General features: G+C 70.0%; 17 protein-coding genes. 2 read left to right on the top strand and 15 right to left on the bottom strand.

Annotated features, from left to right (window positions below; all coding sequences use genetic code 11):
* Nucleotides 1-54 precede the first annotated feature (54 nt).
* Entirely contained in the window at nucleotides 55-1383 is a 1329-nt protein-coding gene (locus ASD93_RS09255; RefSeq protein WP_162253389.1) for a glycosyltransferase, read from the top strand.
* Entirely contained in the window at nucleotides 1380-1814 is a 435-nt protein-coding gene (locus tag ASD93_RS09260) for a hypothetical protein (protein WP_157536919.1), read from the top strand. Before ASD93_RS09255 ends, ASD93_RS09260 begins: the two co-directional genes overlap by 4 nt.
* Here the strand turns inward: ASD93_RS09260 and ASD93_RS09265 are convergent.
* From ASD93_RS09265 to ASD93_RS09335, 15 genes are all read right to left on the bottom strand, one after another.
* Entirely contained in the window at nucleotides 1787-2233 is a 447-nt protein-coding gene (locus ASD93_RS09265) for a hypothetical protein (protein WP_056121597.1), read from the bottom strand. The genes ASD93_RS09260 and ASD93_RS09265 overlap by 28 nt on opposite strands.
* Nucleotides 2230-3555 (bottom strand): glycosyltransferase, encoded by a 1326-nt coding sequence (locus tag ASD93_RS09270; protein ID WP_056121599.1) that lies wholly within the window; start codon nucleotides 3553-3555, stop codon nucleotides 2230-2232. Before ASD93_RS09270 ends, ASD93_RS09265 begins: the two co-directional genes overlap by 4 nt.
* Entirely contained in the window at nucleotides 3552-4766 is a 1215-nt protein-coding gene (locus tag ASD93_RS09275; RefSeq protein ID WP_056121601.1) for a hypothetical protein, read from the bottom strand. Before ASD93_RS09275 ends, ASD93_RS09270 begins: the two co-directional genes overlap by 4 nt.
* Nucleotides 4763-6553, bottom strand: a complete 1791-nt coding sequence (locus ASD93_RS09280; protein ID WP_056121603.1) for an ABC transporter ATP-binding protein — start codon at nucleotides 6551-6553, stop codon at nucleotides 4763-4765. Before ASD93_RS09280 ends, ASD93_RS09275 begins: the two co-directional genes overlap by 4 nt.
* Nucleotides 6554-6560: 7 nt before the next feature.
* On the bottom strand, nucleotides 6561-7547 hold the full coding sequence (locus tag ASD93_RS09285; RefSeq protein WP_056121606.1) for a Gfo/Idh/MocA family protein: 987 nt from the start codon (nucleotides 7545-7547) through the stop codon (nucleotides 6561-6563).
* Nucleotides 7547-8644: a DegT/DnrJ/EryC1/StrS family aminotransferase gene (locus ASD93_RS09290; RefSeq protein ID WP_056121608.1), complete on the bottom strand. Its 1098-nt coding sequence runs from the start codon at nucleotides 8642-8644 to the stop codon at nucleotides 7547-7549. The genes ASD93_RS09285 and ASD93_RS09290 overlap by 1 nt, the downstream gene beginning before the upstream one ends.
* Nucleotides 8641-9252 (bottom strand): acyltransferase, encoded by a 612-nt coding sequence (locus ASD93_RS09295; RefSeq protein ID WP_056124287.1) that lies wholly within the window; start codon nucleotides 9250-9252, stop codon nucleotides 8641-8643. The genes ASD93_RS09290 and ASD93_RS09295 overlap by 4 nt, the downstream gene beginning before the upstream one ends.
* A complete protein-coding gene (locus tag ASD93_RS09300; protein ID WP_082569380.1) occupies nucleotides 9249-10493 on the bottom strand; it encodes a glycosyltransferase family 4 protein in 1245 nt (414 codons plus the stop codon). Before ASD93_RS09300 ends, ASD93_RS09295 begins: the two co-directional genes overlap by 4 nt.
* A 2-nt stretch (nucleotides 10494-10495) precedes the next feature.
* Entirely contained in the window at nucleotides 10496-10888 is a 393-nt protein-coding gene (locus ASD93_RS09305; protein ID WP_056121610.1) for a DUF2304 domain-containing protein, read from the bottom strand.
* The gene (locus tag ASD93_RS09310; RefSeq protein WP_056121612.1) at nucleotides 10885-11619 is read right to left on the bottom strand and encodes a glycosyltransferase family 2 protein; all 735 of its coding nucleotides are present in this window, start codon (nucleotides 11617-11619) and stop codon (nucleotides 10885-10887) included. The genes ASD93_RS09305 and ASD93_RS09310 overlap by 4 nt, the downstream gene beginning before the upstream one ends.
* Before the next feature lie 32 nt (nucleotides 11620-11651).
* Nucleotides 11652-13610, bottom strand: coding sequence for a DUF6541 family protein (locus ASD93_RS09315; RefSeq protein WP_056121614.1), 1959 nt, complete (start codon nucleotides 13608-13610; stop codon nucleotides 11652-11654).
* Nucleotides 13607-14350, bottom strand: coding sequence for an ABC transporter ATP-binding protein (locus tag ASD93_RS09320; RefSeq protein WP_056121616.1), 744 nt, complete (start codon nucleotides 14348-14350; stop codon nucleotides 13607-13609). Before ASD93_RS09320 ends, ASD93_RS09315 begins: the two co-directional genes overlap by 4 nt.
* Nucleotides 14347-15240 carry an ABC transporter permease gene (locus ASD93_RS09325; RefSeq protein ID WP_056121619.1) on the bottom strand — a complete coding sequence of 298 codons (894 nt, stop codon included), beginning with the start codon at nucleotides 15238-15240 and terminating at the stop codon, nucleotides 14347-14349. Before ASD93_RS09325 ends, ASD93_RS09320 begins: the two co-directional genes overlap by 4 nt.
* Before the next feature lie 91 nt (nucleotides 15241-15331).
* Nucleotides 15332-17758: an FG-GAP-like repeat-containing protein gene (locus ASD93_RS09330; RefSeq protein ID WP_056121620.1), complete on the bottom strand. Its 2427-nt coding sequence runs from the start codon at nucleotides 17756-17758 to the stop codon at nucleotides 15332-15334.
* A gap of 96 nt (nucleotides 17759-17854) precedes the next feature.
* A complete protein-coding gene (locus ASD93_RS09335) occupies nucleotides 17855-18976 on the bottom strand; it encodes a glycosyltransferase (protein WP_056121622.1) in 1122 nt (373 codons plus the stop codon).

Raw genomic sequence — 18976 nt, forward strand, 5'->3', positions numbered from 1 at the left:
GGTGATAACGTGGTTACCCCACGTCCCGGTTGCTCATACTTTGACGGGTTCGCCTTGCGCCACGATTCCCCGCCCCACCTACTCTATGTCGCCTGGGGTTTCGCCCCTTCCCGCAGCGGTGGCGCCTACAGACTGCTGGCGACCGCGAACGCCTTCGCACGGCAGGGCTGGGATGTCACCGTGCTGACCGTGGAGCGCGAGATCTTCCAGCGCAGCACCGGCATCGACCCCTCCCTCGAAGCCCGCGTGGATCCCCGTGTTCGGATCGAGCGGATCCCGTTCCCCCACGAGGAGACCAACCTCGACCTTCGCGCGTGGGGAGCTTTCCGGGCACACGCTCCGGAGCTGTGGAACGGCTGGAAGGCCTGGCAGACGTCACGGGTCTTCCCCGAGCCGCGCTATGGGCTGTGGAAGCCCGAACTCGAGAAAGCCGCCGCGCGCATCCACTCTGAGCGCCCCGTCTCGCTCACGATCGGATCGGGCAACCCCAACGTCGTGCATACCGCCGGATTCCACCTGCACGAGCGGGCCGGCGTCCCGTACGTCATGGATTACCGCGATACCTGGCAGCTCGACATGTACAGTGGGCGCCGCACGATGACCGACCGGACGCCGGGGGCGGTCTGGGAGCGCCGGCTCATCGAGTCAGCGGACGAGGTCTGGTTCGTGAACGAGCCGATCGCAGCATGGCACCGAGACCTGTATCCCGGGTCGGCGGGGAAGATCTCCGTCGTCTCGAACGGATTCGATCCCGAGTTCGTCGGGGTGCCGACGCCGCCCCGGCCGGATCGCGATCGCGGGCTCGTCCTCGGAAACATCGGGACGATGACCTCGCAGACGCCCATCCGGCAGTTGGTCGACGGCTGGATCACGGCGCGCGACCGGGGCCGCCTCCTGTCGGATCGCATCGACCTCTACGGATACCTGGGCCATCAGGGCGACGACGAAGGGCGCGTGCTGGAACAGGTGGCGCGGGTCTCCGACGGGAGCGTCGCCTACCGCGGCGCCGTGTCGAAAGCGACCATCGCCGAGGTCTACGCGCGCCTCGATGCCCTCATCCTGCCCCTGGGCACCAGCCGATTCATGACCAGCGGGAAGGTGTTCGAGTACATGTCGACCGGCCTGCCCATCGTCTCGGTGCACGACCCCGTCAATGCGGTCAGCGACACCCTCCGCGGATACCCGGGCTGGGTGCCGGCAGCCTCGCTCGAAGCGGGGGACATCGCCGATGCCCTCATCCGGGCGACCGAAGCGGCGGCGACGCAGACGCTCGCCGATCGCGAAGCCGCGCGGGCCTGGGCCCAGCGGTACGAACGCTCGCAGATCCTCGACCCGATCGCCACGCGATGGCGGGAGGCGCTCGCCGCCAGGTCCGCCGCATGAGCCGCATCGTCGCAGTGGTCTCGCACCCGGGGACCGTGGACGCGCTCACCGACCTCGCCGAGGAGCACGATCTCGCGATCGTCGGCCCCCGTCCCGCGCGCACCGGGGTGATGCACGTGACCCATCCGGTCGACCTCGGCACGCGATCGCCGCTGTCCGCTGCGATCGTCCGCGCCGCCTGGAAGAGTGCCGCCGGACGCAACCTGATCCGCACCTCCCCGCTCGACCAGTCCCGGCGCCTCTGGCGCGCCACGCGCTCCGACAGGGCGGTGCGCGAACTCATCACGGGCGCTGACGTCGTGGTCGCGGTGGATCGCGACGCCGTGTTCACGGTGTGGAAGATGACCCGTTCCCGGCGATTCGGGCAGGGGTGGGCGGCGGTGTTCGGCGCCTCAGCCGCTCGCTACATCGCGGCGTCGCGGTCGGTCTGACCGATCGCGCGGAGCCGTGCCGTCGCGGCGGACACCCCGCTGACGACCTGCACGCCGGCGCCGCCGCGCCGCGCCGACCGCCAGGCCGCGTAGAACGCGTCCCGCTCGACGGCGACGACGATCTGCGCCGAGCTGAGGAGTTCCGCCGCCTCGCGCGAACGTCGTGTCGCCCGCCAGAAACGGGAACCGGGATCGACGGGAGTGAGGCGGCGGACGGCACGCCCGACGGCCGTGCGCCGCATCCAGCCGTCGATGCGGCGAACCGCCGGCGAGGGCGGCGGGACCCCTACCGAACGCACACCGAGTGCCGGCGGCGGGGCGACCGTGATCACCGCGACGTCGGCACCTTCGGCTTTCAGCGATGACAGCGCGGCGTCGGAGATCTCACCACCCGGCGCCAGGATGACCACCGCGGTCACGATGCCGCCTCTGCGAGGACGTCGTCGAGCTCCCGCACGGCAGCCTGAAGCTGACCCGCCCGCTCCCACCGCGCACCGGCCGCGATTGCATCCGCCCGATCCGCGGCGCTCCCGGACAGGACGTCGGCCGCTGCCGCGAGGAACGCGGCGGCAACGCTCTGCGGATCCAGGGACTCGGTCGGATGCCAGTGCGAAGAGTCGCCGAGCACCTCCCACACCGGAGTCTCGGGCGTGTGCACCGAGACGATGGGCAGACCCGTCGCCGCATACTCGTACACCTTGCCGCTGGTCACTCCGGGCCCGCTGGGGAGTGCGAGGACGAGCGCGTCGAAGCCCCGGTAGACGTCCCAGACGTCGGCTCGCGCTACAGGCCCCTCGAAGGTGACCCCGGCGGGCACGGCGGAGGCCAGCGCGTCGAGCAGGGTGGGGCTGCCCTCGCCCGTTCGCCCCAGATGGCCGCGAAGGACGAGGCGCGATCCCGGGGGGAGGTCGGCGCGGGCGAGCTTCCAGCCTTCAACGACCGCCTCGAGGGGGAACGCGCCGAAGTTGATCGTTCCGACGTAGCCGAAAGTGAGACCTCGGTTCGCGGGCGGGGACCACGGCACGCCGATGCGGGCGTCCGCGTCGGAGCCGGGCGCGTCGAAGCCGTTGCGGACTGTTCGCATCCGCGATGCCGCGTCGGGGTATCGCCGAGCGTGCCAGGTCCGGATGGGGTCGTTGACGAACCACACCTGTAGCGCGTCCGCCATGAGTGCGCTCTCCCGCTCCCGCATCGCGAGCGTCGCCGTCGGCGGGTCCTCCCCCGTGAACGTCAGGAATGTCCAGGCATCCCGGTAATCGAGGACGTAGGGCACGCCGAAGCGCTCCCGGAGGTGCGTCCCGGGGACGAAGTCCACATAGGGCGCGGCCGTCCCCAGAGCGAGCGTGACAGCATCCGCGCGATGGACGCGCTCGGCGGCTCGCCGGAGTGCCGGAGCCCACGAGCCGAACCAGGGCTCCGGGAACTGCGACGCATCCTTCCGCAGGCGGGTCTTCGCCCAGATCTCCGGCTGCCGTGCGCGCAGGCGGCTCCACTGGGCGATGTCGGTCGAGAGTTCATGGTGCTCCAGCGGCACCTCCACGGTCTGCACTGCGGGATCGACGCTGCCGACGAGCGATTCGTCCACGACGAGGTTGTCGCGGAAGAGGCGCGCCGGCCCGCAGAGCACCGTCACGCTCCAGCCCGCTGCCGCGAAAGCGTTCGCGATCCCCACGGCACGATAGACCCCGGATGTCCGTGCCGGCGGAAATGCCCACGAGGTCAGCAGGAGGTGGCCGCTCATGCCGCGGCGACTCCGACGAACGGTGCCAGCACGCGTGCGGAGAGCGCGCCGTCATGGACCGCCGCCACGAAGGCCGGACCGCGTGCGGCGACCATCCGGTAGTGCTCGCGGCGTTCGACCACGTCGCGCAGCACCTCGCCGAGGGTGGCGGGCGTCGCCTCCACGACCGGAAGCTCGAGACCGGTCACCTCGCACACGTGGTCGCGCACCTGCTCGTGCACGTGCGCGATGACCAGGCGCCCGGCAGCCATCGCCTCGACCGAGGTGACGGAGTACATGCCCAGGGCGAACTGCTCGAGAACGATGTCGGACTCCGCGTAGAGCGCAGGCATCCGCGCTGACGGGACCCGGATGACGCGAGAGTACGAGATCACCTCGCTCTCGTCGAGGGCCTCGACCACCGGCTCGATGAGGTGCGTGCCCTTGACGCGAGGATTGGTCGGCGCATGAAGGACGACCGGACGCTCCCGCTCCAGAACACCCTCCGCGGTAGCCCACTTCGCCGGGTCGACGACGATGGGCAGCCACACCGAGCCTGGCCGGTCGAGCAGCATCTCGGGGGTGGAGACGAGCACCGGCGCCGCGACGGTGTCGAGCACGGACTGGTTGAATCGGGCTCGACGCTCCAGCTTCTCGACCCACTCGGGAGGAGCATCGCGGAACGGCGACCATTCGTCCAGCTGGGCATGCCGGGATGGGAGGCGGATGTCGGTCCCGTGGCACAGCATCCCGATCCCGACGTCGTGCCCGCGCAGCCAATCGGCCTCGCGCGACACGACCTTGTCGCTCGCGGCGCCGAACAGCGAGGACGCGGCCTCGAAGAACACATGGCTGAAGCCTGCGCCGACGGCATCGCGCTGACGCGTGCCCCAGCGGCGGGAGTTGGTGTAGACCGCGTCGCTCACCTGATAGTCGATCGGGAAGGCGAGGCCGCCGTTGTCGCCCGCCTGCATCGAGACCGCTCCGACGCCCGGCAGTCGTTCCAGGGAACGCGCCCACGCGAAACCCTGTGCGGCGAAATTGCGCGGGCCGATGAGCACGCGCACCGCGGTGTCCGGCGCGACGACGGGGTCGGGAACGTCGGACAGGGCATACCTCGCCGACGCAGGGCCGGTGCGCGAAGTGACCGCTTCCGGCAGCCGCGCGCGGACGAGTCGGCGCACCATCCGCAGTCGCGACAGCAGGCGCTCCCGCGCGCTCGGCGGAGTCACGTCAGACCCGACAGTCGCGCCTGGATCGCGAACTCCGGATGAGCCTCGACGACCTCGTCGAAGGTTCCCGAGGCTGCGACGCGGCCCTCCTGCATGTAGAGGATCTGATCGGAGGATCGGATCGTGGAAAGCCGGTGAGCGACCGCGATGACGGTCACCTCGCCGTGGAGTTCCTTGATCGCGTCAGTGACGTTGGCTTCCGTCTTCGAGTCCAGCGCACTGGTCGCCTCGTCGAGGATCAGCACGAGCGGGTCGGTGTAGAGCGCACGCGCGATTCCCAGTCGCTGGCGCTGACCGCCGGACAGGCTCATGCCGCGCTCGCCCACCCGCGCATGGATGCCACCGTCGCGTTGCGCAATGACCTCCCACAGCTGCGCTCGGCGCGCCGCCCGCTCGACTCGCTCGACGTCGTAGCTGTCGTCCCAGACCAGTGCGATGTTCTGGGCGATCGTGCCGTCGAACAGTGCGACTTCCTGAGGCACGTAGCCGACGTGGCCACGCCACGCGGCCAGCACATCCTCGATCCGCTTCCCATCGATCGTGATCGAGCCCTTCGTAGGCGTGATGAGACCGAGGAGCAGGTCGACGAGGGTCGACTTCCCGGCGCCCGAAGGACCGGCGATGCCGACCGTCGTTCCGATCTGGATCTCGACCGCCACGTCGGTGACCGCGGGGAGGGTCGCATCCGGGAACGTGAACTCGACGCCCTCGAGCGCGAGGACACGCGGGGCCTCGGGCAGCGGCTGCCGGCCGAGGCTCTCCTGCGCCTTGATGTACTCCTCGGAGGAGCGGATGTCGTTGATCACGACGTCGACGTACGGAGCGGTGGTGATCGTGCGGGTGATCACGCCCTGGAATCCGGTCAAGGCGGGGACGAGCCGGAATCCGGCGATGCCGAACAGGGCGATGGCGCCGATCGCCGCTTCCATCCCGGAGTCCGGACCCGCAGTGACCCAGGCCACGCCGCCCGTGAGGAGGAAGCCGCCGATGACGGCGGAATCGAAGATGAACCGCGGGACGGCACCGAGGAAGTTGGAGTTGGAGCGCGCTCGCGCGGAGAGCGCACGCTGGCGCTCGACGACCTTCTCGACCTCCGCGGCCTTGTCGCGCAGAGTGATCTCCTTGAGAGCGGCGACCATGCCCGAGATCAGTGCGGCCGCGGCCATCTGAGAATCCCGGGCGACGCGCGCCGCCTGCCGGGTGCGGCCGCCCAGCACGTAATACTGCACCGCCGCGATGCCCGTCAGGTACACCACCGTGATCACGGCGGTCACGGGCTGCGCGATCAGGATCACGACCATCACGCCGATCGAGGTGACCACGAGTCCGGGGAGCGACGTGATCGGCAGAAGGAATCCGGATGTCACATTCGCGACGCCGGTGTTGGCCATCTGCACGACTTGAGCGGAGTTGCGGGTGAGCCGTTCCGTCCACGGAGCGCGCAGGTATGCGGCGAGAAGCTGCGCACCCACCTCGACCTCGAACGCCGCGAAACGGCGAGTGGCGATCCACTGCAATCCGACGTTCGCGGCGGACTTGGCGATGACGATCGCCGAGAGGATTACGATCAGCCACACCATGCTGTCGGGAGCGAGCGTGCCCACCAGCGGCAGCTGCACCGCGGTTCCCGTCGCGGCTGCCGCGAGCGTCAGAGCGAGGAGCATGAGGGCGACGACGTCCACGATCGACAGCAGCGCCGACACGATCGAGTACCACAGCAGGAATCGCCGGGCTGCGTGCGGGAGGTACGGCAGCAGCCGGCGGAGGAGAACGAGGATCTGCTTCATGGGGTGCTCACGGGGTGCGTGACGCTCCGGTGCGTGCCGATTCGAGCGCCGCCTCAACGACGACGAGCGTCCGCAGGCCCTGCTCCATCGTGACGACATCGCTGGGCAGTCCCAGCACCGCATCCCGGAACGCCTCATGCTCGACGCGCAGCGGCTCGCGCTTCGCGAACGAGTAGCGGGTGACGTCGCCCTCGGACACACCTCGGAAGGATGAGACCGACTCCCACTCCAGCGGAATCGTGCCGTTGGCGAAGAAGGTGAGATCGCCGGTGGCGGTGTCGGCGACGAAGGCGCCCTTCTCGCCGGTGACGACGGTGACGCGCTCCTTCATGGGGCTCAGCCAGTTGACCAGGTGGTTCACGATCACTCCCGACGCGAGACGCCCGGTGATCACGACCATGTCCTCGTACTCGCGACCGCTCTTGAACGTGGTCTGGCCGAACACGTTGACGTACTCGCTCTGCGCGACCCATGCGGTGAGGTCGATGTCGTGCGAGGCGAGGTCCTTGCCCACGCCGACGTCCGCAATCCGCGACGGGAACGGGCCCTGCCGGCGCGTCGTGATCTGGAACACGTTGCCCAGGTCGCCCGCCTCGAGGCGGCGGCGGAGCTGCTGGAGCGCCGGGTTGAATCGCTCGATGTGCCCCACCGCACCGACCAGGCCGGCCGATGCGAAGGCATCCACCATCTTCTGCCCGGCCTCGACCGAGTCGGCGATGGGCTTCTCGACCAGGGTGTGGACACCCGCCGCCGCCAGCTTCAGGGCAGCGGCTTCGTGGAAGCGGGTCGGCACGGCCACCACGGCCATGTCGATTCCCGCGGCGATCAGCGCGTCGATGTCGGGCAGCACCTCGAGCTCACCCGCCACGCCGTGAGGATCGCCACCGGGATCGGCGATCGCGACCAGCTCGACGCCGTCCAGCTCGCGCAGGACTCGGGCGTGGTGGCGCCCCATCATCCCGACGCCCAGCAGCCCGGCACGCAGCGCGGCCATCAGGCGCCGGCCCCTGCGACGGCGTTCACGGCGGCGACGATGCGCGCGAGATCGTCCTGTCCCAGCGACGGGTGGACCGGGAGCGACACGACCTCGCGCGCCGCCGTCTCGGTCTCGGGCAGGTCGAGCCCGGGTGCGAAGTGCGCGAGCGAAGGCAGGCGGTGGTTGGGAATGGGATAGTACACCCCGCTGCCGACGTTGTGCTCTTCCTTGAGGGCACGCACGAAGCCGTCGCGGTCGTCCGCCACCCGGATCGTGTACTGGTGGTAGACGTGCACCGCGCCGTCGAGGACGGGCGGCACGACCACGCCTTCGAGGTGGGCGTCGAGGAACGCGGCGTTGGCCTGGCGGGTCGCCGTCCACGCATCCACCTTCGTGAGCTGCACGCGACCGATCGCAGCGTGGATGTCGGTCATGCGCGCGTTGAAGCCGATGACCTCATTCTCGTACTGGCGCTCCATGCCCTGGTTGCGCAGAAGGCGCGCGTTCCGGGCGATGTCGTCGTCAGCCGCCGAGATCATGCCGCCCTCGCCGCTGGTCATGTTCTTGGTCGGGTAGAGCGAGAACATGCCGAAGGCGCCGAACGTGCCGACCGGGCGCCCGTCGAGCGCGGCGCCATGGGCCTGCGCCGCGTCCTCGTAGATGGCGACCCCATGCTTGTCGGCGATCGCCTGCAGCTCACGCATCCGTGCGGGGTGACCGTACAGGTGCACCGGCATGATGCCCTTGGTGCGGGAGGTGATGGATGCCTCGACCGACGCCGGGTCGAGAGTGAACGTCTCGGGCTCGATGTCGGCGAAGACCGGAGTCGCGCCGGTGAGGGCGACCGAGTTGCCGGTGGCCGCGAAGGTGAAGGACGGGACGATGACTTCGTCTCCCGGCCCGACGCCCGCAGTCAGCAGACCGAGGTGCAGACCCGCGGTTCCGGAGTTGACGGCGACGACGGGGCGCCCCTTCACGAAGTGCTGCGAGAACTCCGCTTCGAAGGCGGCGACCTCGGGGCCCTGAGCCACCATGCCGCTGCGGAGAACGCGATCGACGGCTTCGCGCTCGTCGTCGCCGATGATCGGCTTGGCCGGGGGGATGAACTCGCTCACGCGTTCTCCTCTGTCAGAAGTCCGTCGGACTCGATGTAACGGGCGCCCGTCGTGGGGCAGATCCAGGGACCGTCGGGGACCTCGCGGGTGAGCGGCATGCCGGCCCTCCCCACCCAGCCGAGGCGCTTGGCGGGGACTCCCGCGACGAGCGCGAACGGCGGCACGTCCTTGACCACCACGGCGCCGGCCGCGACGGTCGCCCACGCGCCGATCGTCACCGGGGCGACACAGGTCGCCCGCGCACCGATGGACGCGCCGGTCTCGATGGTGACGCCGACCGGCTCCCAGTCGTGGGCGCTCTTCAGCGTGCCATCGGGGTTGATCGCGCGGGGATAGGTGTCGTTGGTGAGGACGACGGCCGGCCCGATGAACACGCCGTCGCCCAGCTTCGCGGGCTCGTAGACCAGCGCATAGTTCTGCACCTTGCAGTTGTCGCCCATGATCACGCCGGTACCGACGTAGGCGCCGCGGCCGACGATGCAGTTGCGGCCGAGGACGGCCTGCTCGCGGACCTGCGCGAGATGCCAGATGGACGAACCGTCGCCGATGGTGGCGTCGGGCGAGACGTCGGCGGAATCGACGATGCGCACGGCGGGAGAATGTGTCATGTTGGGGGCTCCTGCACCGGGCGCGTAGACGGCCACGAGTGCTGATCGATTCTACCTTCGTCCACCTGTGGGCCCGCCAGGGCGAGCACGGCGGCTGCGGCGCGGGCGCCGACGGCATCGAGGGAGACGTTGTCCGCGGCCCACCGGGCGCGGTGCGGCCGCTCCCGTTCGCTGTGTCCGCTCGTCCACTCGCCGAGGAGGGTTTGCATGGATGCCGCGACCGCCCGCACATCGTGGTCCACGGCGATGCCGAGTCCATTCTCGCGGATGATCGCGCCGAACTCGTCCGGCCCGGCGTACAGGACCGGCGTGCCGCAGGCGGCGGCGGCGTACGCCTTGGTGGGGTGGGCGAACTCGTAGCCGGTGCCAGGGGCGAGCGTCACCAGGGCGGCGACGGCGCCGCGCAGCCGCTGCGCCGCCTCCTCGGGCGCGATGACCCCGCCGAAATGCACCCGGCCGGGAACGAGTCGCTCGCTCAGGTCGCGGAGCTCCTCTTCGTAGACGCCCTGGCCGAAGAAGCGGAGCGTCAGATTCGGATGCGCGGCGGCGATCGAGGCGAAGGCCTCGATGAGCACCTGAGGTCGGTGCACCTCGGACATCGTCCCGGTGTAGACGAAGAAGGGATCGCCCTTGGTGCGCGGCCCATCGGGGGCGAACACGGAGGTGTCGACGCCGTGCCCGACGACGGTGACCCGATCGAGGTCGGTCCCGAGGGCGGCGAGCCGCTCGTTGACGCCTTCGGACACCGAGAGGATGGCGGCCGCCCGTCCCAGCACGAACCGCTCGAGCATGCGCATCGCGCCGACGATTACTCGTGGCGCGCCCACCGCGGCCACACCATCGCTCCACACGTCCGCCGCGTAATACGCGAAGGGACGGCGGCGCAGCGCCGCCACGACGGCGGTCACGACGCCGGTCGTCGGGGGCGCCTCCGCCACGGCGACCGAGAACCGACGCGTGATCAACCGCGCGAACAGCGGCACGTCGAAGCTCATGTACTGGACATAGCCGCGGACGTTCCCGCCACGATCGCGCAGCACCGGAAGCCGCCGCACCTCGACGCCGTCGACCGCGCGGATGGGCGGGGCGTGCTTCGCCGGCGTCGAGGTGACCACGCTCACCTCAGCGTGACGCGCGAGCGCGCGGGCGAGCGCACCGAGGCGAAAGGCCGCGGCGTTGACCTCGGGCGGGTAGGTGCGGGTCGCGAGAAGGACGAGCGACCTGGCCGGACGGGGGCTCACGCTCACCCCTCGGCGTCGCGCGGATCGTCGCCGCGCTGGTCGCGCTCGGCGTTCTCGAGCTCAGCCAGGCGCCGCTCGTGGAACGCGCTCTGCTCGGCGAGGGTGCGGATCTTGTCCTCTACCCTGGTCAGCTCGGCGCCGTACTGCAGGCTGACGAGGAACAGCAGCCCGATGGCGATGAAGAACACCAGGTTGGTCGGCACCGCGATCCCCAGCAGCTGCGCCGCCCAGGTCAGCGTCTGCGGGAAGATCGCCACGATGAGCGCGAGGATGCCGCCGACGAGCCACCACACCGCGTGCCGTTCGCGCAACGTGGCGCGACGCATGAGCTCGATGATCGCGACCAGAGCGAGGAGGGCCGCGGCGATGCCGAACGCATAGGTCATCGGGCTCATGCGAGCACATCCGCAGGGATCGGCACACGCGGGCGCAGCAGGGCGAGCAGGAAGGCCATCCCCGCCCGCACGAGGTACACGGTCGCCCGCAGTGGCTGGTGCGACGGGGCGCCGGCCTGACGGGGGCGCATCTCGACCGGGTGCTGCGCCAGGCGCAGGCCCGCACGGGCGCCGATCACCAGAGCCTCCACGGTGTCGCCCAGATACTCGGCGGGGTAGGTGTCGGCGAACAGCCGCACCGCCGCCGGGCCATTGGCCTTGAATCCGCTCGTCACATCGTCGAGCCGGTGGCCGGCGACGCGGCTCACAGCCCCGGCGAGGACGTGCATCGCCCACCGGCGAGGGCCTCGCGCGCCGTACTCGCCGACGCCGGCGAACCGCGCCCCGATCACGACGTCTGCGGTGGCGAGTCCGGCGATCAGCTCGGGGATGTAGCGCGGATCGTGCTGGCCGTCGGCGTCCACCTGGACCACGATCGTGTGGCCGTGGTCCCGCGCGTACCGGAAACCGGCGCGCATAGCTCCCCCGACCCCGAGGTTGAAGGGGAGGCGGAGCACTACGGCGCCGGCCTCATCCGCGACGCGGGCCGTGGCATCCGTCGACCCGTCGTCGACGACGAGGCACACGGCGGTCGGGACGGCCTCGCGGACACTGCGGACGACATCGCCCACCGACGCTTCTTCGTTGAGCGCCGGAACGACGATCAGAAGGCGGTGCACGGGGGCGGGCATATCACGAAATCCTAGTCGGGCCGGGCTCGGGGTCACCGCTCGCACGCGGTGATCCGCCACAGCGACGCTTCGCCCTCGCTGTCGACGAGCTCGAAGCCGGGCTGCCCGGCGAAGTCGGTCATGCCCTCGAGCTCGAAGCGTCCGGGAGAATCCTCGCCGAGTCCGAAGTCGAGTACGAAGGACGGTGAGCCGTAGGTCTCGAGGGCGTCGCAGACGGCAGGATCGGTGGCGGCGTCGCGCAGGTCCTCCTGGATGGTCTTCCACTCGGCGGTGCGCGGGTGCGCCCAGGTGCGGGGATAGACGTCCCGGCCGCTCAGCATGTACCCGAAACCCAGGCCGGTGGACGGATTTCCGATGACGCGCTCATCCTCGGCCACGTGCTGATCGAGGCGTTCCAGCAGTGCTCGCTCGTCGGGCGAGAGGTAATCCTCGGTGATGTAGCGGGACTCGGCATCCACCGTGCCCTGCGTCACCGCGCGCATCTGGATCATCGGCGCGGCGATGAGCGACGCGATTCCGAGAGCCGCCACGGCGACGAGGCCCCAGCGCGCACCCGAGGCCTCGGCGCCCTCGCCGCGCCGCCGCGAGAGCGCACGTGTCGCCCACGCCGCGATCATGGCCAGTCCGATCGCGGCGAGCGGAACGACGACGACGGCGCAGGCCGCGGCGATCCGGTAGGGGTCGGCGTACCAGGCGCCGAGCAGCGCGCGCCGCAGGAAGGGGTTTCCGATGGATGCGGCGACGACGTACAGACCGCCGAGCCCGAGCCACGCCGTCGCGAGCCAGCGCCATTCGGGTCGGCGGATCGCGGCCACCAGGCCGGCGATCATGAGGATGCTCACCCCGGCGAGCACGGGCAGCAGCACGGTGCCGTTCAGGAGCACATCGAGGACGGCCTCGACCTTGCTCCGGAAGGGGGGCCAGTGCGAGCCGGAGGTGCTGCGCGTGAGCGCGAGCCACAGCAGGGCGAACGCGACCCACACAACGGCGAGCGCGACGATCGTCCGGGTGCGCGGGCGGCCCCCGGCGGCGATCACCGAGGCCGCCCACCAGGTGAACCACGACACCGCGATGATCGCCCACGTGAGCAGCGAGGCCGGCTGCGAGAGCGCGATCGCGCCGACCCCGGCGATCAGCAGAATCCCGAGCAGCACTCCCGAGCGCAGCCGCCCGCCGACCGGCGAGTCCGAGGTCATCCACTGCGGCGACCCGGCCACCAGCGCGGCGACGGCCGGGACCAGCGCGAGCGACAGCGCGAAGGAGTACAGCACGCCCCACTGGAACATCAGCATGGGGAAGACGACGAGCGAGGCCGAGAGCGCCGCCGTCAGCGCGACGATCGAGTCGGTGGACTTCGGCAGTCGCCGGGCGAACCACGTGACGCCGACGGTCCAGACGCCCGCCGCGAGGACCAGCGAGACCATGTTCGCCGCCACCGGGATCTCCGCGCCCGTGAACAGCACCACCGCCGACGCGAGCGCGTGCCACGCGGCCGGGTAGAAGCCGCGGCTCCCGATGACCGAGCTGATCTGCAGCGAAGAGGCCGATCCGGTCTCGAGGATGTGACGCACCGCGTTCAAGTGGAAGACGGCGTCGTTCGTCATCGAGATGGCCGCAGGGTCGTGCACGTAGATCACGAATCGCACCGTGGTCAGGCCGATGCCGATGACCAGTCCGGCGGTCAGGAGGAGAAGGCCCTGCCGCGTCGTCGGCCGCGAGGGACGACGGGGGCCCAGCCACCAGCCGCCCAGCCACGCGAACGCCGACAGCACGGCGATGCCGGCGACGATCGACCACGCGGACCACGGGATCCTCACGGCGCCGTACACCAGCGCGAGCCCGGCGAATGCGGCGACGCCGAGCACCGGCGCGAGCGCCCAGAGCGCGAGACCGCGAAGCCGGAGCCCGGCTCCCATCAGCACACCCGGGGCAAAGACCACCGCGAAGGCGACGAGGAGTGCGGGCAGGGCGCCCGCCCACTCGACGATCACGATTCCACCAGGCGGACCGCCCCCTCGATGGGACCGTCGTACACGACATCGCCTCGGTTGAGGACGACACCGCGGCTGCACAGCTCTCGAACCATGTCGAGATCGTGACTCACGATCACCAGCGTCTTGCGCTGCGCGATGAGCTCCTCGAACTTCAGGCGGCACTTCTCACGGAAGGGGGCATCGCCCACCGAGAGGATCTCATCGACCAGGAGCACGTCGACCGCGACATGAATGGCCACGGAGAAGGCAAGGCGCATGAACATTCCGGAGGAGTAGTGCTTGACCTCCTGATCGATGAATTCCTCGATCTCGCTGAAGGCCACGATCGCGTCATACTGCTGCTCGATCTCCGCACGGCTCATCCCGAGGATCGCCGCATTCAGGAAGACGTTCTCTCGACCGGAGAGCTCCGGGTGGAAGCCGGCTCCGACCTCGATCAGGCCCGCGACACGGCCTCGTGTGAGCACTTCGCCGCCGTCCGGCGCCATCACTCCGGAGATGAGCTTGAGCAGCGTCGACTTGCCCGACCCGTTCAGACCGAGAATGGCGACGGACTCGCCCTCGTCGATCACGATGTCGACGCCCTTGAGCGCTTCGAAGTCACTGCTGAGCGTGCGGCGACGGATCCATGCCACGACCGTGTCCTTGAGCGACAGGGCGTGGTTGATCGTGAAGCGCTTGCGCACTCCGTCGACGATGATGCTGGGACGGCTCACGTCCGCGGTGGGCGAGCTCATAGATCCTGTGCGAACCTTCCTTCGAGCCGGCGGAAGACCGCCTGCCCGATCAGGATCGACGCGATGGCGATGAGATACGTCCACAGCGTGTTGATCGCGAGCATGGGCGGCAGTGGCAGCTCGGCGCTGTCGGGGGTGATGGGATTCCAGAAGGCGAAGTGGAACAGCTCTACGGCCTGCGTGATCGGGTTGAGCATGTAGATCTCGAGCAGCCAGCCCGGCAGCACGTCGGCGACCATCGTCCAGTAGTAGAGGACGGGCGAGGCCCACGTCGCGAGGAGCAGAAGCAGCTCGACGATGTTCTCCGCATCGCGGAAGCGCACGTTCATGGCACCGAACAGCAGGCCGAGCCCGAGCGCGAAGAGCATGATCAGCAGCATCCCCGCGAAGATCGCGAGCACGGCCAGCACCGTCAGATTCGCGATCCAGCCGAAGAAGAGGCACACAATCACCAGCAGGGCCACCTGCGGGAGGAAGTGCACGAAGGCGACGATCACTGCGGAGACCGCGAAGAGCTGGCGCGGGAGGTACACCTTGCGCACGAGGGCGGCGTTGTTCACGATCGACGTGGTCGCGTTCTTGAACCCCTCGCTGAAGAGGTTGATCACCACGATCCCCGAGAACAGGTAGATCGCGTAGTTCGGGATCCCGTGGTTGAGGTTCAGGAAGACGCCGAGGACGATGAAGAAGACGAGGAACTGGGCGGCGGGCCGAACGTAGGACCAGGTCCACCCGAGGACCGAGTTGCGGTACCGCGTCGTCACGCCGGTCCGGACCAGAAGGCGCAGCAGGTAGTGCCAGCGGAAGACGTCGAGGAGGCCGCCGCTGCGCCCGGGGACGTCGAACTGCGAACGCGGCACGGCGTCGAACAGGTCGCGGCTGTCAATCATGTGTCCCTCGGGCTCGTGCGGGGAGGCTCCCCGGCAAACTCCCTCATTCTAGGGGAGGGAATCTGGGGAATCCCCCGAGGCGCCCGGCGTATCAGCCGACCGAGACGAGGCTGCTCCAGCCGCTTCCGATGACGGTCGATCCGAGCCAGCCGCCGCGGCCGTCGCCGCGGTAGAGGTGGAGCCTTCCGTCCGCGCCGCGGCCGATCACATCCGTCCCGCCGCTGCCGTCGAAGTTCCCCGGGCTGAAGAGGGCCGTCATGCCCTGCCATCCGGTGCCGATCGAGCGCGCGGCCTGCCAGTCGCCCTGGCCGTCGGTGGGGTACACCATCAGCGCGCCCGTGGCCGTCCGCGCCATCACGTCGACCCTCCCGTCCCCGGTGAAATCTCCCACGCCGAAGATCGCGGTCATCCCCGTCCAGCGGGCGCCGATCACCTCACCGGTGCCGGCGAGGAAGCCTCCCGCGCCGTTGCCTCGGTAGAGCCTCAGGTTCCCCTCGGCATCGCGCGCGATGATGTCGACCCGGCGATCGCCGTTGAAGTCGATGCTCCCCGAGGCCAAAGTCATGTTGGCCCACCCCGCTCCGATCGCCGTGCCCGCGGCGAAGGTCGAATCGGCCTTCCCGGCGAGGACGGACAGCTGGCCGCCGGCCGAGATGTGTCCGAGATCGGGGAGCCCGTCCCCGGTGAAGTCGCCGAGGGGGAAGAGACGCCCCTGCGCATCCGGGAGCTGCGCCGCATGCTGGGTGCCCAGCCAGCCGCCCGACCCGCTCCCCCGGTACACCGTGACCGCACCAGAGGCCGACAGCGCGACGACATCGCGGCGCCGGTCGCCGTCGACGTCGCCGGCTCCGGCGGGAAGAGCCCGCAGGCGCCCGGCTACCGGCCCGGCGCCGGCAAGACCGAATCCCGACCAGCCGTTGCCCAGCTTGCCCGCGCCGACGAGGCCGCCTTTGGATGAGAGGTATCCCCACAAACCGCCGGATGCGTCCCGAGCCAGAATGTCCCCGAGTCGATCGCCGTTCAGGTCGCCGGCGCTGATGATGGCGGTCATCCCCGCCCATCCCGCGCCGAGGACGACCACCCGGCCGAACGCGCCGCGGCCGTCGCCCGGATAGAGGCGGAGGCGGCCGTCGGCACCGCGTGCGACGACGTCGGCGCGACCGTCGCCGTTCACGTCTCCCGCTCCGACGAGCGCGGTGATCGAGCCCCAACCGGAGCCGACGGTCTTCGGTGCGCGGAATCCTCCGGCGTCATTGCCCGACCACAGCTCCAGGGCGCCGGCAGAGGTCGTGAGCAGGATGTCCGGAACGGCGTCGCCGTCGAAGTCGTGCGCCGCCGTGATCAGCTCGGCGTGGGACCAGCTGGCGGGGAGCCGTCGCGGATCCGACAGAGCCACTCCGGCTTCGCCCGGGTAGAGCGAGACCTCGCCGGCGGCGGTGACCACCAGGACGTCGCGGAAGCCGTCGCCGTCCAGGTCACCGGCCCCGACCACGCGACTGCCGGCGGCGAGTCCCTTCGCCAGGCTCACCCGCTGGTACCAGGAGCCCAACCCCTTCATCGGGTACGCCCAGAGCTCGCCGGCCGTGTCGGTGGCCATGACGTGCGCGATCTGGTCGATGGAGGCGACGGAGACATGCTGGGTCGACCCGAACCAGTCGGTGAAGTAGTTGTAGAAGTTGCGGTTGCCGTAGGACGAGCAGCTGTCGCCTTCGCCGTACCCGGCGCGCAGCGCTGCCGGGTTCGGGCGGTACGGGGTGAAGTAGTAGAGGTTCGCCGTCGCCTGGTTCTCGATGTACACCGAGGAGGATCCGCAGTCCCGATTCGGGTGATAGAGGATGCTCCAGGTCCTGCCGGGGGCGTACCAGGTGAAGAAGGCGCTGGTGCCGGGCGGATTGGCATAGCGCTTCAGCTGCCACGCGGCGCCGAAGACCTGATTGAAGAAGCCGTAGTAACGCGTGTCGCAGGCTGCGGTGTCCGGGCATCCCTGCCCCATCGCGGCGCGATAGTTGTAGCTCGAGGGCGCCGTCGTGGTGACCAGCCCCTGCTCCTTCTGGAGCATCACGATGAGGACGCGCGGGTTGATGCCGCAGGCCTGTGCGACCTTGAAGATGATGCGGGCGGCGCGTTCGCGAGACCCCCCCGAGTACGCGCCGCACATCGCGTCGGCGGTCGTCGCGCGGGTCGTGTCGGAGTAGTCCTTCAGGCAGACGTAGCCCGAGCGGCACGTGGTGACCTTGGATTCGAGGAAGCTCTGGATCTGGGCTTCGCCCATCGCGTCTCGGTTGAAGAAGACGGCATCGCTGATGATGTTCCCCGGGCGAAAAGCCGAGAGGTCGGCCGTGTGGACGATCCCCGTGTCGATGCGCGAACTCACCACGCTCCCGGCAGCCGGAGACGGCGCCGCAGATGCCGCTGCGGCCGGGACGACGAGCGCCACCGTCAGCGCGGCGACGAGGGTGAGGACCGCCGTACGCCTGGTGAAACGCCTGCGCGCATGCCGATCTCTCGCCCACGCCATGTGAACAGTGTGACCGAAGTGACGAATGATCACAACAATAAGCGGAACGCCAATCATAGATACGCCGTTCCCATACAGTTCGAAGACCCTTCCCCATCACAGTTCGGCATGGAGCAGCCAGATCTTGTCCGCCGCCTCGCGCCACGAGAAGGACCGTCCGCGGTCGCCGGACAGCACCGCCAGCCGATCGGCGGCGTCGGTCGTCGCGAGGGCCGTGCTCAGCGCGGCACCGAGGCCTTCAGCCAGGGACGTGTCATCGGCCCCTTCGACCAGTTCACCCCCGTCGAAGATGACTTCGCCATGGACGTCGGATGCCGCGGCGATGACCGGGACGCCGAGCGTCAGCGCGTCCACCACCCGCCAGGGGAAGGCACTGCGCCGGCTCGGAGCGAGGAACGCGACCGCTGCGCCGAAGACAGCGGCGCGGTCGGCGGCCTCGAGGGCGCCGCGAACGTGAAGCCGATGCTCCGGCACTCCCGCCGCGGCGGCGAGGTCGGCGATGGCCGGCTCGTGGCCGTCCTCGACGTCGATCACGACGATCGGGAGGTCGACATCCGACCGCGCGATGGCCGCGAAGCCCGTCCCGAGCGCATCCGACGCCACCGGACCCCCGGCCAGGAGCACGAAGCCCTCCGGGAGATCGAGCCCGCGTCGTCGGCCGACCTCGTCGGTCGGGACCGTGAATCCCAGCGGCGCGGCGCCGGCGATCACGCGCACGCGGTCGCCGACACGCGCGATGCCCCCGAGGCGCTCGGCGAGGGAGTGAGTGGGCACCACGACCGCGTCGGCGTGCTTGACCGCGCGCTTGAGCATGGCCTTGTGCCAGGCGACGGCAGCCCGCGGCAGGTCGGCGGGCGACTCCCACGGGCGCAGGTCCCAGATCGTGACGACCGTCTGGTCGTTGTCGTGCACCCGATCGTGCTTCACGAGCGGCGCCAGCAGCGTCGGGGAGTGAATCATCCCGCCCCCGATGCCCGTTCCCACGCCCAGCTGCAGTGCGGCGGCGAGCTCGCGGCGCGGGAGCGCGGTGCGCCGCAGCCCGGCGAGCCCGGGGACCTCCGGGTCGCCGTCACCGCCGGCGGGCGCGATGCCATCGACCTGGCACCCCGAGGGGGCGCCGGCGATCAGCGCACGCGTGAGGTCACGGGATGCCTCAGCGAGCACGGGTTCGGTGGGGGCGACGAGCTGGTCCAGCACGACGCGGAGGGTGGCGACCAA

It is taken from the genome of Microbacterium sp. Root180, from assembly GCF_001428485.1.
Taxonomy (GTDB): Bacteria; Actinomycetota; Actinomycetes; order Actinomycetales; family Microbacteriaceae; genus Microbacterium.

Excerpts from the sequence above, each read along its gene's own strand:
- ASD93_RS09270 (WP_056121599.1), bottom strand. The coding sequence starts at position 3,555 with ATGAGCGGCCACCTCCTGCTGACCTCGTGGGCATTTCCGCCGGCACGG.
- ASD93_RS09260 (WP_157536919.1), top strand. The coding sequence starts at position 1,380 with ATGAGCCGCATCGTCGCAGTGGTCTCGCACCCGGGGACCGTGGACGCG.
- ASD93_RS09285 (WP_056121606.1), bottom strand. The coding sequence starts at position 7,547 with ATGGCCGCGCTGCGTGCCGGGCTGCTGGGCGTCGGGATGATGGGGCGC.
- ASD93_RS09330 (WP_056121620.1), bottom strand. The coding sequence starts at position 17,758 with ATGGCGTGGGCGAGAGATCGGCATGCGCGCAGGCGTTTCACCAGGCGT.
- ASD93_RS09325 (WP_056121619.1), bottom strand. The coding sequence starts at position 15,240 with ATGATTGACAGCCGCGACCTGTTCGACGCCGTGCCGCGTTCGCAGTTC.
- ASD93_RS09310 (WP_056121612.1), bottom strand. The coding sequence starts at position 11,619 with ATGCCCGCCCCCGTGCACCGCCTTCTGATCGTCGTTCCGGCGCTCAAC.
- ASD93_RS09295 (WP_056124287.1), bottom strand. The coding sequence starts at position 9,252 with ATGACACATTCTCCCGCCGTGCGCATCGTCGATTCCGCCGACGTCTCG.
- ASD93_RS09320 (WP_056121616.1), bottom strand. The coding sequence starts at position 14,350 with ATGAGCTCGCCCACCGCGGACGTGAGCCGTCCCAGCATCATCGTCGAC.
- ASD93_RS09305 (WP_056121610.1), bottom strand. The coding sequence starts at position 10,888 with ATGAGCCCGATGACCTATGCGTTCGGCATCGCCGCGGCCCTCCTCGCT.
- ASD93_RS09280 (WP_056121603.1), bottom strand. The coding sequence starts at position 6,553 with ATGAAGCAGATCCTCGTTCTCCTCCGCCGGCTGCTGCCGTACCTCCCG.